The sequence below is a fragment of the Nocardioides sp. YIM 152315 genome (assembly GCF_029210375.1).
GTDB lineage: Bacteria > Actinomycetota > Actinomycetes > Propionibacteriales > Nocardioidaceae > Nocardioides.
In genome coordinates, this window is record NZ_JARGER010000039.1 from 55,758 (window position 1) to 71,657 (window position 15,900).

A 15,900-nucleotide genomic window follows, 5' to 3' on the forward strand; every position below is an offset into this window, starting at 1 on the left:
CGATCCACCGAGTCGCGGCGGCAGGAGGTGGAAGGCTCACCGCTGCCCCGCCTGCACCCGCGACGTGGCCGAGATCGTCGCCGACCCGACCACGCGGGTGCCGTCGTAGATGACGGCGGCCTGGCCGGGCGCGATGCCGTACGCCGGGTCGAGCAGCTCGATGTCCACGGCCTCGTCCACGCGCACCCGGGCCGGCAGCTCCTCGCCGTGCGCGCGCAGCTGGACGGTTCCGGTCAGCTCGCGCGGCACCGTGCCGCACCAGCGTGGCCCGACGCCGGTCAGCCGATCGACCGCGAGCCGCTCGCGCGGTCCGACCGTGACCGTCCCGGAGACCGGTTCGATGTCGAGCACGAAGCGCGGCTTGCCGTCCGCCGCCGGCCGGCCGAGCCGCAGCCCGCGTCGCTGGCCGATGGTGAACGCGTAGGTGCCGGTGTGCGAGCCCACGACCGCACCTGACTCGTCGACGATCGACCCGCCGTGGTTGGGCGCGCGGTCGCCGAGCTTCTCCCGCAGCCACCCGGCGTTGTCGCCGTCGGCGACGAAGCAGATGTCGTGGCTGTCCGGCTTGTCGGCGACCAGCAGCCCGCGCTCGGCCGCCTCCCGACGCACGTCGGCCTTGGTCGACCCACCCAGCGGGAAGAGCGAGTGCCGCAGCTGCGCCTGGTCGAGCACGCCGAGCACGTAGGACTGGTCCTTGCCGTGGTCGACCGCCCGGTGCATCTCCACGAGCCCGTCGGCGCCGGTGCGCAGCTGTGCGTAGTGGCCGGTCGCCACCGCGTCGAAGCCGAGGCCGAGCGCACGGTCGAGGACCGCGGCGAACTTGATCTTCTCGTTGCACCGCAGGCACGGGTTGGGCGTGCGGCCCGCGGCGTACTCGTCCATGAAGTCCTCGACCACGTCCTCGTGGAAGCGGTCGGACAGGTCCCACACGTAGAACGGGATGCCGATGACGTCGGCGGCCCGGCGTGCGTCGTTGCTGTCCTCGATCGTGCAGCACCCGCGCGCACCGGAGCGGTACGAGGCGGGGTTGCGCGACAGCGCCAGGTGGATGCCCGTGACGTCGTGTCCGGCCTCGACCGCGCGGGCCGCGGCGACGGCGGAGTCGACGCCGCCGGACATGGCAGCGATGACCCTCATCTCAGCGCCTCGCCGCCCGCGCCCGTTCGACGACCGGCGCGATCGCCTCGACGACGGCATCGACGTCGGCCCGGGTCGAGGTGTGGCCCAGCGAGAAGCGCAGCGAGTGCCGCGCGGCCTCCGCGTCGCGCCCCATGGCGAGCAGCACGTGGGAGGGCTGCGGCACGCCGGCCGAGCACGCCGAGCCGGTGGAGCATTCGATGCCGCGGGCGTCGAGGAGCATGAGCAGCGAGTCGCCCTCGCACCCGGGGAAGCCGAGGTGGGCGTTGCCCGGGAGCCTGCCCCCGAGATCCAGCGGAGCCCCGTGGAGGTGGGCGTCGGGGACCGCCTCGATCACCCGGCGCACCAGGTCGTCGCGCAGCGCGGCGACCCGGACGGCGTAGTCGGCCTGCTGCTTGACGGCCAGCTCGACCGCGGCGGCGAAGCCGGCGATCGCCGGGGTGTCGATGGTGCCGCTGCGGATGTCGCGCTCCTGGCCGCCGCCGTGCACGATCGGCGTCACGTCGAGCTCGCGGCGTACGACGAGCGCGCCCACGCCGAACGGACCGCCGACCTTGTGCCCGGTGAGCGTCAGCGCGTCGACGCCCGACCGGGCGAACGCGACCGGCACCGCCCCGACGGCCTGCACGGCGTCGGTGTGCACCGGGATGCCGTGCTCGGCGGCGATCGCGACGACCTCGTCGACGGGCTGCAGGGTGCCGACCTCGTTGTTGGCCCACATCACCGAGACCAGGGCCACCGACGCCGGGTCGCGCTCGACCGAGGCACGCAGCGCGTCCACGACGAGCCGACCCCGGTCGTCGACCGGCAGCAGCTCCACCTCGACGCCCGCGGTCTCGGCGAGCCAGTGCAGCGGGTCGAGGACGGCGTGGTGCTCGATCGACGTCGCGAGGATCCGGGTCCGGCGCGGGTCGGCGGTGCGGCGCGCCCAGTAGGCGCCCTTGAGGGCGAGGTTGTCGGCCTCGGTGCCGCCCGAGGTGAAGACCACCTCGCCGGGACGGCAGTCGAGCGCCTGGGCGATGGTCTCGCGCGACTCCTCGACGATGCGGCGGGCGCGCCGGCCGGAGGCGTGCAGCGAGCTGGGGTTGCCGACCTCGAGCAGGTGTGCCGTCATGGCCTCCACCGCCGCCGGCGCCATCGGGGTGGTCGCTGCGTGGTCGAGGTAGACGGTCTTCAGGTCGCTCATCGCACCGTCCAGCGTACGGCGCGCTCCCACGGTCGACCCACCCGACGCCGTCCCTACTTCGCCGCGACCGTCGCGACCACGGCCCGGTGGTCGCTGCCGGGGACCTCGCGGGTGGACATCGAGACGGCCGCCAGCGACTCGCCGACCAGCACGTGGTCGATCTGCGCGAGCGCGACGGGGACGACGTGGTACTCCCCACCGTCGGGCCAGGTCGGGTGCCACCCGGCGTTCGCGAGCTCTCCCACGTCGCGGTAGCCGCGGTCGGCCAGGGTGCGCAACGAGTCGTGGTCCACGGTCGCGTTGAAGTCGCCGACGACGAGGTCGGGCCCCTGCTCGGTGACGGCGTCGACGAGGGTGGCCTGGTCGCGGCGCCAGCCCGCGGCGTCGACCGGATAGGTCGGGTGCACGGCGAACACCTGCAGCTCGTCCATCCGGAAGCTCCAGCTGCCGAGCGCCGTCGGCAGGCGTACGGCGTCGGTGAGCTCGGTCCGCGAGAAGGCCATGGTGCCGGTCGCCATGGTGCCCGGCTCCCCCACCCGGTGCGGGAACAGGGCGTCCAGCCCGGCGCGCTCCATGTCGGCGAGCACCGCCAGCGTCACCTCCTGGAGCACCAGCAGGTCGACGCCCTGCTCCGACGCCGTGCGCACGACCTCGACGCCGTCGGCCTCACCGAGTCGGAGGTTGGCGGTCATGACGACCACCTGGGTCGCGCCGTCCGCAGCGGGCGGGTTGGCGCCGCTGACCTGCGGGGCGTACCACCATCCGTGCAGCAGCAGCCCCGCCACCGCGACCAGCGCGACGGGGAGGGCGTCCACCCGCCAGCCGCGCAGCACGACCATCCTGCCGAGGGCGAGCAGCAGCAGCGCGGCGTACAACGGCAGTGCCAGGGGCGTGAACGCCACCAGGGCGATGCCGAGTCGGCCGCCGGCGTCGACGAGGCGGGCCCCGGTGACCGCGAGCGCCGCCACGAGCACGACCGCGGCGACCAGCCAGAACACCACCACCCGTGCGCGCACGGGCCGAACCTATCGGCCTTCGGCCGTGCGCAGGATCATTCAGAGCAGGACCAGGTCGTCGCGGTGCACGACCTCGCGCTCGTAGCCCTTGCCGAGCTCGCGCTTGAGGTCGCTCGAGCTGCGGCCCAGCAGCTGCGGCAGCTCCTCGGCGTCGAAGCTCACCAGCCCCCGGGCCACGGGGTCGCCGTCGGGGCCGGCGAGGTCGACCGGCTCACCGGCGTGGAACGTGCCCTCGACCCCGGTGATGCCGGCGGCCAGCAGCGAGGCGCGGCGTTCGACGACCGCCACCACCGCACCCGCGTCGAGGACCAGCGTGCCCTTCGGCTCGGTCGCGTGCGCGAGCCACAGCAGGCGGGTGGGCCGCCGCCGGCCGGTGGCGTGGAAGAGCGTGCCGACCGGCTTGCCCGCGAGCGCCGCGGCCGCGTTGTCGGCGGAGGTCAGGACCACCGGGATGCCCGCGCCGGTCGCGATCCGCGCGGCGTCCACCTTCGTCTGCATGCCGCCGGTGCCGAGGCCCGCGGCCCCCGACTTGCCGATGCGTACGCCGTCGAGGTCCTCGACCGACGCGACCTCCTCGAGCAGCGTGCTGCCGGGGTGGCTCGGGTTGGCGTCGTAGAGGCCGTCGACGTCGCTGAGCAGCACCAGCAGGTCGGCGTGCACGAGGTGGGCCACGAGCGCCGCGAGCCGGTCGTTGTCGCCGAACCTGATCTCGCTGGTCGCCACGGTGTCGTTCTCGTTGACGATCGGCAGCACGCCGAGGTCGATCAGCTTGGCGAAGGTCTGGTAGGCGTTGCGGTAGTGCGATCGCCGGGTGACGTCGTCGACCGTCAGCAGCACCTGTCCGGCGATGACCCCGTGCCGGGCGAGCTCCTCGGTGTAGCGATGCACCAGCAGGCCCTGGCCGACCGAGGCGGCCGCCTGCTGCGCGGGCAGGGCCTTCGGGCGCTTGGGCAGACCCAGCGGCGCGAGCCCGGCCGCGATCGCGCCGGAGGAGACCAGCACGACCTCCGCGCCCCCGTCGCGGAGCCCGGCCAGCACGTCGACCAGGTCACGCACGCGTTGCGGGTCGATGCCGCCGGCGGCGGTGGTCAGGGACGAGGAGCCGACCTTGACGACGACCCGCTTCGCCCCGGTCACCTCGGCGCGCACGCTCATGCCGTCGAGTCGTCTTCCCCGGGATCCTGCTCCCCGGGATCCTGCTCTGCCCAGTCGGGGTCGTCGGCGGTGCCGATCTCGTACGACGTGGGACCGTACTGCTCCGGTCGGTCGAGCCGGCGGGCGACGTCGGCGCGGGTCTCGCCCTCGCCGCGCTCCCCCATCGCCTCGTCGATCGCGCGCCGGCGCCGGGCGGCGGGTCGCGACTCGTCGAAGCGCTGGTCCTCGCCGCGCCTCCCGAGCATCTCCGCGCCGGCGTCGATGCCCGGCTTGAAGTCGAAGACCACGGCGTTGTCGGGGTGGCCGATGAGAACCGCGTCCCCCTCCTCCGCGCCGAGCTCGACCAGCCGGGTCTCCACGCCCAGGCGGTTGAGCCGGTCGGCGAGGAAGCCCACGGCCTCGTCGTTGCTGAAGTCGGTCTGGCGCACCCAGCGTTCGGGCTTCTCGCCACGCACCCGCCAGCCCTCGCCGGTGCGCTTGACCGTGAACAACTCGCTGCCGTCGGCCGAGGCGGGCCGCAGCACGATCCGCCGAGCCTCGACGGCGGGCTTCTCGACGCGTGCGGCGTCGACGATCTCCGCCATCGCGAAGGTGAGCTCGCGCAGCCCCTCACCCGATGCCGCGGAGACCTCGAAGACCCGCAGCCCGCGCTCGCGCAGCTCGTCGAGGACGAACCCGGCAATGTCGCGGCCGTCCGGCACGTCGACCTTGTTGAGGGCGACCAGCCGCGGGCGGTCCTCGAGCCCGCCGTACCGGCTCAGCTCCCCCTCGATCACGTCGAGGTCGTCGACCGGGTTGCGCCCCGGCTCGATGCTCGCGGTGTCGACGACGTGCACGATCGCGGCGCAGCGCTCGATGTGGCGCAGGAAGTCGTGGCCGAGTCCGCGCCCCTCGCTCGCACCCTCGATGAGCCCGGGCACGTCGGCGACGGTGAAGGTCGTGTCGCCCGCCGTGACGACGCCCAGGTTCGGCACCAGCGTGGTGAACGGGTAGTCGGCGATCTTCGGCCGCGCCCGCGAGATCGCCGCGATCAGGCTGGACTTGCCGGCGCTGGGGAAGCCGACCAGGCCGATGTCGGCGACGACCTTCAGCTCCAGCACGATCTCGAGCTCGTCACCCGGCTCGCCGAGCAGCGCGAAGCCGGGCGCCTTGCGCTTGGACGACGCCAGCGCGGCGTTGCCGAGGCCCCCGCGGCCGCCCTGGGCGACGACGAGCTCGGTGCCGGGCCCGACCAGGTCGGCGAGCACGGTCCCCTTCGGGGTGGTCACCAGGGTGCCGTCGGGCACCGGGAGCACCAGGTCGCGGCCGTGCGCGCCGTTGCGGTGCGCACCGGCGCCGTGACCACCGTGCTCGGCGCGCCGCTTCGGGCTGTGGTGGTAGTCGAGGAGCGTGGTCACGTCGGGCGCGACCCGGAGGATGATCGAGCCGCCGGGGCCGCCGTTCCCGCCGTCGGGGCCGCCGAGCGGCTTGAACTTCTCCCGGTGCACCGAGGCGACACCGTTGCCGCCGCGACCGGCGCTGACGTGCAGCGTCACGCGATCGACGAAGGTCGGGAGCGCCATCAGCTGCCTTCTCTCAGGGTGGAAATCGGAAAAGGGCGTCCCGAGGCCGGGACGCCCTTCCTGTGAAGCGTGGTTGCGAGCGTCAGGTCACTCGCCCGGGACGATGTTGACGACCCGGCGACCGCGACGCGTGCCGAACTCGACGGCGCCCGCCGCCAGCGCGAACAGGGTGTCGTCGCCACCGCGACCGACGTTCGCACCGGGGTGGAAGTGGGTCCCGCGCTGGCGGACGATGATCTCGCCGGCGTTGACCAGCTGACCGCCGTACCGCTTCACGCCGAGCCGCTGCGAGTTGGAGTCGCGGCCGTTCTTGGTGGACGCGGCGCCCTTCTTGTGTGCCATCTCTTCAGTCCTTCTCGGCTCGGTCAGGCCTTGATGTCGGTGATCTTGACCTGGGTGTACTTCTGGCGGTGACCCTGGCGCTTCTTGTAGCCGGTCTTGTTCTTGTACTTCTGGATGACGATCTTGGGGCCCTTGGTGCCGCCGAGCACCTCGGCGGTCACGGACGCCTTGCCGAGCTTGGCCGCGTCGGCGGTGACCTTCTCGCCGTCGACGACCAGGACCACGGGGAGGGTGAGGGACTCGCCGACGGCGGTCGCGACCTTGTCGATCTCGATGACGTCGCCCACGGCAACCTTCTGCTGGGTGGCGCCAGCGCGCACGATCGCGTACACCGCGGTCTCCTTCGTCGATCTCATGAACTGGAACGTCTTGGTCTGGGGCCGCAACACCCGGGCGGCGACACCCGCGGCTCGTTGGCACAGAGAGGGCGCGCACCTGAGCGCGCACCGAGGGTCAATAGTACGGACGCGGCCCGTCGAGGGCAAAACCGCGTCGGTCAGGTGCCGCGTCCGGAGAGGACTGCGCCGATCGTGGGGTAGCTCTCCGCGGAGTAGTCGTCCTTGCGGAGCGCGAGCTGCCAGATCTCGCGCACACCGATCCAGGCGTCACGGAAGCGGAACCGGCTCGTCGAGGCATCGTGCGAAGGCCGCAGCTCGACCGGCGCCTCCCACACCGCGTGGCCCTGCTGCTCGGCTGCGAGCACCAGCTCGACCGTCCACATGAGTCCGGTCTCGCGGGAGACGCTCGCGAAGGAACGCGCCCAGGGTCCGTCGACCCAGATGGTCCCCTGGCTGTCCCCGACCGACGAGTGGAGCATCGCCGAGCGCAACCACCGGAAGACCCGCGACTGCAGCGTCCGGGTCCTGGACCGGGCGACCCGCGAGCCCGGGTGCGCCTTCGAACCGATGGCGACCACGACGTCGGGCGGCAGCTCACGGAAGGCGACGAGGTCGGTCAGGCCGAACGGCAGGTCGTCGGCCGTCAGCAACAGCCGCCGGCCCGCGCTGGCGGAGACTCCGGTGCGCAGGGCGTTGCCCAGGCCGGGCTCGCTCGAGGTCACGACCAACGAGCACGGGTGTGCCCAGGACTCGGAGATCTCCTGCAGCACCGCCGCGGTGTCGTCGGTCGAGCCGTTCTCCACGACGATGACCTCGTCGTTGGCCGAGAGCTCGCCCGCGAGGGTCGCCAGGGTCTCGGGGAGGACCTCGGCACCGTTGCGGGACGGGACGACCACGGAGAGCGCGCGTTCTCCGGCGGTCACGATCGCGGGGTCGCGGGACGCGAGACGACGGCGCTCGCTGCTGCGGACGAACGCCGGAAGCGTCGTGAAGCCCCAGACCAGGCCGCCGAGCGCGACTGCGGACAGCAGGCCGAGGCCGGCCACGAGCTCCGAGTAGTAGTAGAGCATCGGCATCACGAGCACGGTCGGGACCAGGCCGAACAACAACGTGGGCAACGCGATGGCGGTGGCCGCCCCCATCAGGCGTCGGTGTGGGCCGGGACGCTGCCAGGCGATCAGGTAGCCGATCACGACGAGCACGATCATCGCGGCGAAGTGCTTCAGGACGTAGAGCCCCTTGGCGAGGTAGAGACGCATCGCCGCGACCGGCTTCTCGCGCACCTGGTCCAGGTAGAGGTCCTTCATGATCGCGTCGTACTCCGCGCTGGCGACCAGGACGTCCGGATCGACCTCGCGCGCCTTTGCCCACCCGAACTCGTCGGACCAGGTGATCCCGAACTCGGAGGGTGCGCCGGTGATCGGTTGCGGGTACGACAGTCCCAGGTACAACGGGTGCCAGGTGCCGTGCGCCGACGGCAAGGACTCCGCCGCCTCGGAGAGCAGCGGGTTCCGCGCGTCGTCCACCCGGTCCATGAAGAGCCCCGGAAGCACCATCGCGCCCGCCACCGCGACCAGGCCGGCACCCGCGGCCACCACGAGACGCAGCCGGCCCCGGGACCAGTTCAGCCACCAGAGGACGCCCACTGCCAGTGCCACCCCGACGCCGGAGAGCGACCGCAACAGGTTGCTCGCCGACGCCAGGACGACGAAGAGCACCGACAGCGCGACGAGCGCCCTGAGCCCGAGCCGGCGCGTCGCGACGTAGGTCAGGAGCACCAGGTTGAGGAACAGCATCGACGCCGCCATGCCGTACAAGGCGTAGACGCGCGTGACGGCCACCTGGTCGGACAGCCCGTACTCCGTGCCGACCAGGACGGTGCCCTTGTTCACGAGCCACGTCACCGGCGGGAGCAGCAACATCGCGTAGCCGGCCCGCGCGCGCCGGAACACCCGTGCGACGGTCAGGGGCAGGATCAGCAGGGGCAGCGCGCACAGGAGCGCCATCGCCCAGCGCAGGCCCGGGTACGGCGAGTCGGAGCCGGTCAGGTGCGACATCCACGACGCGACCAGGTAGCTGCCCGGGTCGTCGTCGCCCGCCGCCCGCGTCAGGCCCGTCCCCTCGACGGAGCCGTACCACGATCCGGTGCCGTTCTCCTTCAGGAGGGGGACGCCGGTCTCACGGTAGGTGTCGTACGTCGCCCGGAGCTCCAGGTCGCGCGCGGGGTGGTACGGGAGGTCGGGCATCGAGAGGACGCCCGCGAACGTGATGAGACCGAGGAGAGCACCAGTGAGGAGAAGCAGCACCTGTGTCGCACGAGGCCACGGCGCGTGGCCGCGGCGAGCCTGCCACGCCGACCGACGGATCGGTGCGGAGAGGTCGGTCGTCACCGCTTGCGGGTGCCCTTCTTCTTGATCGGGACGTGCTCGACGTGCGGCGGCTCCTCCTCCGCCGCGGCGCCGGGCTCGGCGTCGCCGGTGCCGGGCTCGACCGCGCCGTCCGTCGGGGGCGCGCCGACGCTGCCCACGGCTCCCGGAGGCGCCGTCAGGGCCGCGTCGACCTTGGCATCCGTGTCCTCCGTGGCATCCGTGGCCTCCGCGCCGTCGGCCGGTGGTCCGGCCGGGCGGCTGGCCCGACGCCCGCGACTACGGGTCACCACCTTGGGCGGCTCCGGCGCGGCCTCCGGCTGGGCCGCCGGCTCGACGCTCTGCTCGGGTGCGGGGGTCTCGACCGGCTCGGCCACCGGCTCGACGACCGGATCCGGCTCCTCGGCCACCGGCTCGGGAGCGGCGGCCGGGCGGCTCGCGGCGCGCCGGCTCCGGGAGCGCGTGGTCACCTTCGGCGCCTCGGGCTCGGCCTGCTCGGCTGCAGGAGCCTCGACCGCCTCGACCACCGGCTCGGGCGCCGGCTCGGCGTCCGGCTCGGGCTCGGGCTCCGGCTCCGGCTCCGGCTCCGGGCGGGCCATGGCGGCGACGTCCTTGGGCGAGGGCGGCTTCGGCGCGGCCCCGTTCCCGCCGCCGTTCCCGCCGTCCTGGTCCTGACCGCGTCCCCGGCCCCGACCGCGGCGACCGCGACGCGGCTCCTCGTCGGAGCCCTTCGGCTCCACGGGAGCGTCGTGGACGACCACTCCTCTGCCCTGGCAGTGCGGGCAGTTCTCGCTGAACGCCTCGAGCAGACCGGTGCCGATCCGCTTCCGGGTCATCTGGACCAGGCCGAGCGACGTGACCTCGGCGACCTGGTGCCGGGTCCGGTCCCGGCCCAGGCACTCGACGAGGCGCCGCAGCACGAGGTCGCGGTTGGACTCGAGGACCATGTCGATGAAGTCGACGACGATGATGCCGCCGATGTCGCGCAGCCGGAGCTGGCGCACGATCTCCTCGGCCGCCTCGAGGTTGTTCTTGGTGACGGTCTCCTCGAGGTTGCCCCCGGAGCCGGTGAACTTGCCCGTGTTGACGTCGACGACCGTCATCGCCTCGGTGCGGTCGATGATCAGCGAGCCGCCGGACGGCAGCCAGACCTTGCGGTCCAGCCCCTTGGAGATCTGCTCGTCGATGCGGTACTCCGCGAAGACGTCGGCCTTGCCTCCTCGGCCGTCCGGGCCGGGGTCGTAGCGCTCGAGGCGCTCCTCGAGGTCGGGCGCGACGTGCGCGACGTACCCCTGAACCGTGTCCCAGGCGTCGTCGCCCTGGATGACCAGCTTGGAGAAGTCCTCGGTGAAGAGGTCGCGGACGACCTTGAGCGTGAGGTCCGGCTCGCCGTACAGCAGCTGCGGGGCGCTGCCCCGGGCCTTGCCCTCGATGTCCTCCCAGCGGGCCTTGAGGCGCTCGACGTCCCGGGTCAGCTCGTCCTCGCTCGCGCCCTCGGCCGCGGTGCGCACGATGACCCCGGCGGAGTCGGGGACGATCTCCTTGAGCAGGGTCTTCAGGCGGTTGCGCTCGGTGTCCGGGAGCTTGCGGGAGATGCCGCTCGTGGTGCCGTCGGGCACGTAGACCAGGAAGCGGCCGGCCAGGCTGATCTGGCTGGTGAGTCGCGCGCCCTTGTGCCCGACCGGGTCCTTGGTGACCTGCACGAGCACGGTCTGACCGGAGGAGAGCACCGACTCGATCTTGCGGGGCTGGCCGTCCTTGTGGCCGAGCGCGGACCAGTTGACCTCGCCGGCGTAGAGGACCGCGTTGCGGCCCTTCCCGATGTCGATGAACGCCGCCTCCATCGAGGGCAGCACGTTCTGCACCCGACCGAGGTAGACGTTGCCGATCAGCGAGGTCTGGGACTCACGGGCCACGTAGTGCTCGACGAGCACGCGGTCCTCGAGCACGCCGATCTGGGTGAGCTCTTCGCGCTGCCGGACCACCATCACGCGGTCGACGGACTCACGGCGAGCCAGGAACTCGGCCTCGCTGACGATCGGGGCCCGGCGGCGGCCGGCCTCGCGACCCTCGCGACGGCGCTGCTTCTTCGCCTCGAGGCGGGTGGAGCCGGTGACCGCCGTGATCTCGTCCTCGACGGAGCGCTTGGAGCGCACCCGCGTGACGGTGTTCTCCGGGTCGTCGGCGGCGTCGCCGCCTTCCTCCCCCGCGCGACGGCGGCGGCGCCGGCGGCGCGAGGACGAGCTCTCGCCCTGCCCCTCCTCCGCCCCGGACGCGTCGGCGGACTCGTCGTCCTCGGTGGCCTCGGTGTCGCCGTCGTCGCCCTCGGCGCCGGAGTCGCCGGACTTGCGACGGCGACGTCCACCGCGGCGGCGCCGGCGTCGGCCGGACCCGGCGCCCTCCCCGGCCTGCTCGGCGCTCTCGCCCTCCGCGGAGACCTCCCCCGCGGACTCCTCGGCAGCGTCCTTGGCGGCGTCCTTGGCGGCGTCCTCGACGGCAGGTGCCTCGGTGTCGGCCTGCTTCTTGGCGGACGGCTTCCTGGTGGCCGGCTTCTTGGCCGTCGTCTTCTTCTTCGGCTTCTCCGCAGCGGCCTCGTCGGCGGGCGGCTCCGTGCCCTCGGCCGGGGTCTCGTCCGCCGCCGCGGCGGTCTTGCGCGTACGCCGCGCGGGCGTCTTCTTCGTGGTCTCGGGCGCCTGGAAGAGCAGCGCGGTCCCGCTGCCCTGCTCGCCCTGCTCGCCCTGCTCGCTCGGCGCGACCGGGTCGCCGTGAGGCCCCTCGGTCGCCTCGGTCTCCACGACCTCGACCGCGGCAGCCTTCTTCGCGGGCGCCTTCTTGGCGGCGGCCTTCTTGGCGGTCGCCTTCTTGGCCGGCGCCTTCTTGGCGGCGGCCTTCTTCGCCGGCGCCTCGACGCCGAGGTCGAGCGTCTCGTCGGCCGCCGGGGCGTCGGCGGCCTTCTTCGTGGTCTTCTTCGCGGTGGTCTTCTTCGCGGTCGCCTTCTTGGCCGGCGCCTTCTTCGCGGCGGCCTTCTTCGGCGGCTCGGCCGGCTGCTCCGCCGGCTGGGTGGGCTGCTCGCCGCTCTCGGCGGGCGTGCTGGTGGGCTCGTCGGCCATCTGGTGCACTCCTAGCGCCCGCCGTCTCGAGGCGGGCGGTCCGACGCCGCTCGCCCGAGTACCCAAGGCGAGTGACGCAAAGCCTTCGTGTGGCGGCGACACCCTCCGCTGCGCGTCACCACAGGACAACGGGCGTCACCTGCCGCGGTCGCTGGGCCCGGTCCGGGTGGACCTGGTGGCGGGTCTCTGTCACCGACCTGCCGGCCGCGTCGCGGTCTGGCGACGATCGCGTCTCGTGGTGTGCCGGGCCACGCGGGACCGGCGAGAACGTCGTCGTGTCGTTCCGAACAGGTTGTCCGGATCAACCACGGCGAGTATCGCACACGAGTGGCCGAGACCCCGCACCGTCAGCTCGACAGCGGGTCGCCGACCGTCCCGGTCGACTCGTCCAGGGGCCCCTGGGCGAGGCGGGTGAGCAGCGGCGCGCCCGCCGGGTCGAGGCCGGCGACGGAGGCGAGTCCGGAGAGCACGTCGTCGGGCCGCACCGCGGGCACGCCGTGCCGCAGCACCAGGTCCAGCCGCGCGCCCGCGGGGCGATCGACCGCGGAGAGCGCGACGACGGCGGCCCGGCAGTCGAACTCGCGCAGACCCTTCTTCGTCATCCGCTCCACGGACACGGCGTCGGCGGCGAGGAACGCGGCCACCGCGTCGTGGGTGGTGGCAGGGTCGGCGTCGAGGTCGATCAGCCAGTGGCTTCCCTGGAGCAGGTCGGCCAGCGCCCCGCCGGGGGACTGGACGACGTCGATCACGTCGAGGCCGTCCGGGAGCGCCTCTTCCAGCCGGGTGCGGATGACCGCGGGATCGACGACCTCGGCGAGGGCGATCTCGAGGTACTCCGCCTCGCTGGCGGCCCCGGTCGGCGCCGCACCGGCGTACGAGATGCGCGGATGCGGGTTGAAGCCGGACGAGTAGGCCATCGGCACCCGGGCCCGGAAGATCGCCCGCTCGAACGCCCGGCTGAAGTCCCGGTGGCTGGTGAAGCGGAGTCGTCCACGCTTCGCGTAGCGGATCCGCAGCCGCTGGACGGGAGGAGCCTGCTGCTCGGGCTGGTCGCGCACGGACCAACCGTAAGCCGGGCGGGGTCAGGGCAGGGCGGCGCCCTTCATCTGTGGGGAGGCGTACACGTTCGTGATCCGGACGCCGTCGAGCCAGTCGGTCAGGCGCGCGGCCTCGGCATCGAGCGCGGCGCGACCCTCGGACCCGACGTCCTCGCGCAGCACGGGCACGACGACCCCGGCGGGGTCCTGCACCCAGCAGCCCACGATCCGGCCGTCCCACCAGGCGGTGTGACCGGCGTTGCCGTTGGTGTCGAAGAGGTACGGCGCGTGCGACGCGTCGAGGTAGAACGATCGCCCCCGCCAGCCCATCACGGTCGGGTCGAGCGTCGGCAGCAGCGCGCCCCACGGCTCGACCGGCGCGACCGGGTCGACGTCGTCGGGCAGCACCCAGCCCGTCGCGTCGCCCTCGAGCGCGACCTCGACCGCGCCGACCTCGGCGAGCGCCTTGCGCACCGCCGTCTTGGTGGAGCCGAGCCACCACACGATGTCGGCCTCGGTGCCGGGACCGAACGTGAAGAGCCACCGGCGCACCAGCTCGGCGTAGCCGGCCTCCGCGGACCACGGCTCGGGGACGTCGCCGAGCCATGCGTCGGTCGTGGTCCACGTGGGCAGGTTGCGCCGCCAGTGCCCGGCGTTGGTCGCGCGCACGAGCCGGCCCTCGGCGGCCAGGGTGCCGACCACCCACCGCCCGATCGGGAAGTCGCCTCCCCACTTCTTGCTCGGGTCGCCGAGGGTGAAGCGGCCCTCCAGCTCGGGCACCAGCTCCCGCACCTGGGCCGTGGTCCGCGGCACCCCGTCACCGAGCAGGTCGAGGACGTCGTCGAAGGCCCGCGCGATCCAGGCGTCGGCGTCGGCGGCGATCCCCGCGCCGACGACCCGCTTCCCGAGCTGGGCGCGCTGCTGGGCGGCCACGCGCGCCGACGCGCTCGCCCAGGCGGCGGGCAGCAGATCGCGCGGAAACACGAAGAGCGTGCGGCGCATCGCGAGCTGCTTGACGAGTGAGCGGTCGTCGTAGAGCGCCCGCTCCACGTCGTCGACGGCGAGTCGGTCCACCCGTGCCCACAGCGACAAGTGGACCGTGGCCGCCTCGGTGGCGTGCAGCACGGTCATGGCCCGAGTGGCCGCCAGCGCGTCGGCGTACCGCTCCCCGGAGGCCAGGCCGTGGCGCCGGGCGAGCCGGCTGCGGCGTTCGACGTCACTGACCGGGCGCATGTGACCGATTCTCATATGCCAGAGCCTGCCGAAGACCACCGACAGGCCTGCTGAGAGCATCGGGCGGTGAGCACCTCCTCGCGGCGCGCGGTCATCCTCGTGCTGGTCGGCATCGTCCTCGTCTCCCTCAACCTGCGACCCGCCGCCGTCAGCGTCGGCCCGGTGCTGGCCGAGGTGCGGGACGCGTTCTCGATGAGCGGCCCCACGGCCGGCCTCCTCACGTCGCTGCCGGTGATCGCGTTCGCGCTCTTCGGGGCGCTGGCGCCGGCCGCAGCCCACCGCATCGGCGTGCACCGGGTGACGCTGTGCGCCCTGGTCGCGGTGGTCCTCGGGCTGACCGGGCGCGCAGTCACGCAGAGCGAGGCGCTGTTCCTCCTGCTCTCACTCCTCGCGCTCGCGGGCATGGCGATGGCGAACGTGCTCATGCCGTCGCTGGTGAAGCTGCACTTCCCCGACCGCATCGGCCTGATGACGGCGATCTACACGACCGCGCTGTCGACGGGCCTCACGGCCGCGCTGATGCTGACGGTGCCGATCTCCGACGCGCTCGGCGGCTGGCGGTGGGGGCTGGGCGCGTGGGCGCTGGTCGCCGCGGTCGCCGCCCTCCCGTGGATCGGGCTGGCCGCGCACGACCGGAACCTCGAGACCACGCCGAGGACGATCTCCTTCCGCGACGTCGCGCGCACCCGCCTCGGCGGCGCGATGGCGCTCTTCTTCGGCCTCCAGTCGCTCCAGGCCTACGCGATCTTCGGCTGGTTCGCGCAGCTGTGGCGGGACAGCGGGTACGGCGCGACCGCGGCCGGCGTGCTCGCGGGCCTGGTCGCCGGGACCTCGATCCCGCTGTCGCTGTGGCTGCCGAACGTGCTGGCCCGGTCGGTCACCCCGTCGCGGGTGCTCTTCGTTGTCATCGGCACCTACCCGGTCGGGTACGTCGGCCTGATGGTCGCGCCGTACTCGCTCGCGCCGCTGTGGGCGGTCGTCGTCGGCGTCGGCACGGTGACCTTCCCGCTGATCCTCACCCTGATCGGGCTGCGCGCGCGGACCCCGCAGGGCACGGCCGCCCTCTCCGCCTTCACCCAGTCAGCGGGCTACCTGATCGCCGTCGCCGGGCCGTTCGCGATCGGCGTCGTGCACGACGCCACCGGGGGCTGGGACCTGCCGCTGGCGCTCATGCTGCTGCTCGCGCTGCCGCTCTTCGTGCTCGCGGCGTACGTCACGCGACCGATCTACGTGGAGGACCAGCTGGCGCCGGCCTCGAAGGATGCCTCCGGGGTGCGCCGGTAGCGGCCCCGGCGGGTGTCTGGTGGCCGCGTTTCATCAAGGGATGAAGGCGGTGCCCCGCCTACCTCGCCGAACTCGTCGAGGCAAGCGCGGTTTCACCTTCATCCCTTGATGAAGCCACCGGCACCGGCTCCGAG

General features: G+C 73.2%; 12 protein-coding genes. 1 reads left to right on the forward strand and 11 read right to left on the reverse strand.

The window, feature by feature from the left end; all coding sequences use genetic code 11:
• Window positions 1–36: 36 nt before the first annotated feature.
• The 11 genes from mnmA to PZ894_RS16715 form a co-directional block, all read right to left on the reverse strand.
• A complete protein-coding gene (mnmA, locus tag PZ894_RS16665) occupies window positions 37–1,137 on the reverse strand; it encodes a tRNA 2-thiouridine(34) synthase MnmA (RefSeq protein ID WP_275746505.1) in 1,101 nt (366 codons plus the stop codon).
• Between the two features lies 1 nt (window position 1,138).
• A complete protein-coding gene (locus PZ894_RS16670; RefSeq protein ID WP_275746507.1) occupies window positions 1,139–2,323 on the reverse strand; it encodes a cysteine desulfurase family protein in 1,185 nt (394 codons plus the stop codon).
• A gap of 53 nt (window positions 2,324–2,376) precedes the next feature.
• Window positions 2,377–3,339 (reverse strand): endonuclease/exonuclease/phosphatase family protein, encoded by a 963-nt coding sequence (locus PZ894_RS16675; protein WP_275746509.1) that lies wholly within the window; start codon window positions 3,337–3,339, stop codon window positions 2,377–2,379.
• A gap of 39 nt (window positions 3,340–3,378) precedes the next feature.
• Window positions 3,379–4,494, reverse strand: coding sequence for a glutamate 5-kinase (gene proB / locus PZ894_RS16680; RefSeq protein ID WP_275746510.1), 1,116 nt, complete (start codon window positions 4,492–4,494; stop codon window positions 3,379–3,381).
• Window positions 4,491–6,056 (reverse strand): GTPase ObgE, encoded by a 1,566-nt coding sequence (gene obgE / locus PZ894_RS16685; RefSeq protein ID WP_275746511.1) that lies wholly within the window; start codon window positions 6,054–6,056, stop codon window positions 4,491–4,493. The genes proB and obgE overlap by 4 nt, the downstream gene beginning before the upstream one ends.
• An 87-nt stretch (window positions 6,057–6,143) precedes the next feature.
• Window positions 6,144–6,398 (reverse strand): 50S ribosomal protein L27, encoded by a 255-nt coding sequence (rpmA, locus tag PZ894_RS16690; RefSeq protein ID WP_275746512.1) that lies wholly within the window; start codon window positions 6,396–6,398, stop codon window positions 6,144–6,146.
• A gap of 23 nt (window positions 6,399–6,421) precedes the next feature.
• Window positions 6,422–6,730: a 50S ribosomal protein L21 gene (gene rplU, locus PZ894_RS16695; RefSeq protein ID WP_275746552.1), complete on the reverse strand. Its 309-nt coding sequence runs from the start codon at window positions 6,728–6,730 to the stop codon at window positions 6,422–6,424.
• A 164-nt stretch (window positions 6,731–6,894) separates the two neighbouring features.
• On the reverse strand, window positions 6,895–8,982 hold the full coding sequence (locus tag PZ894_RS16700; protein ID WP_275746513.1) for a glycosyltransferase: 2,088 nt from the start codon (window positions 8,980–8,982) through the stop codon (window positions 6,895–6,897).
• A gap of 140 nt (window positions 8,983–9,122) precedes the next feature.
• The gene (locus tag PZ894_RS16705) at window positions 9,123–12,212 is read right to left on the reverse strand and encodes an Rne/Rng family ribonuclease (RefSeq protein ID WP_275746514.1); all 3,090 of its coding nucleotides are present in this window, start codon (window positions 12,210–12,212) and stop codon (window positions 9,123–9,125) included.
• A 347-nt stretch (window positions 12,213–12,559) separates the two neighbouring features.
• The gene (locus PZ894_RS16710; RefSeq protein WP_275746516.1) at window positions 12,560–13,270 is read right to left on the reverse strand and encodes a TIGR03936 family radical SAM-associated protein; all 711 of its coding nucleotides are present in this window, start codon (window positions 13,268–13,270) and stop codon (window positions 12,560–12,562) included.
• Window positions 13,271–13,294: 24 nt separating this feature from the next.
• A complete protein-coding gene (locus tag PZ894_RS16715; RefSeq protein WP_275746517.1) occupies window positions 13,295–14,482 on the reverse strand; it encodes a winged helix DNA-binding domain-containing protein in 1,188 nt (395 codons plus the stop codon).
• 66 nt (window positions 14,483–14,548) lie between these two features.
• On the opposite strand from PZ894_RS16715, the gene PZ894_RS16720 reads away from it, so the two are divergent.
• Window positions 14,549–15,766, forward strand: coding sequence for an MFS transporter (locus tag PZ894_RS16720; RefSeq protein WP_275746519.1), 1,218 nt, complete (start codon window positions 14,549–14,551; stop codon window positions 15,764–15,766).
• Window positions 15,767–15,900: the final 134 nt, after the last annotated feature.

Bases quoted from the DNA above. Each gene is read 5' to 3' on its own strand.
- mnmA (WP_275746505.1), bottom strand. From the start codon at position 1,137: ATGAGGGTCATCGCTGCCATGTCCGGCGGCGTCGACTCCGCCGTCGCC.
- PZ894_RS16670 (WP_275746507.1), bottom strand. From the start codon at position 2,323: ATGAGCGACCTGAAGACCGTCTACCTCGACCACGCAGCGACCACCCCG.
- proB (WP_275746510.1), bottom strand. From the start codon at position 4,494: ATGAGCGTGCGCGCCGAGGTGACCGGGGCGAAGCGGGTCGTCGTCAAG.
- obgE (WP_275746511.1), bottom strand. From the start codon at position 6,056: ATGGCGCTCCCGACCTTCGTCGATCGCGTGACGCTGCACGTCAGCGCC.
- rpmA (WP_275746512.1), bottom strand. From the start codon at position 6,398: ATGGCACACAAGAAGGGCGCCGCGTCCACCAAGAACGGCCGCGACTCC.
- PZ894_RS16700 (WP_275746513.1), bottom strand. From the start codon at position 8,982: ATGCCCGACCTCCCGTACCACCCCGCGCGCGACCTGGAGCTCCGGGCG.
- PZ894_RS16705 (WP_275746514.1), bottom strand. From the start codon at position 12,212: ATGGCCGACGAGCCCACCAGCACGCCCGCCGAGAGCGGCGAGCAGCCC.
- PZ894_RS16715 (WP_275746517.1), bottom strand. From the start codon at position 14,482: ATGCGCCCGGTCAGTGACGTCGAACGCCGCAGCCGGCTCGCCCGGCGC.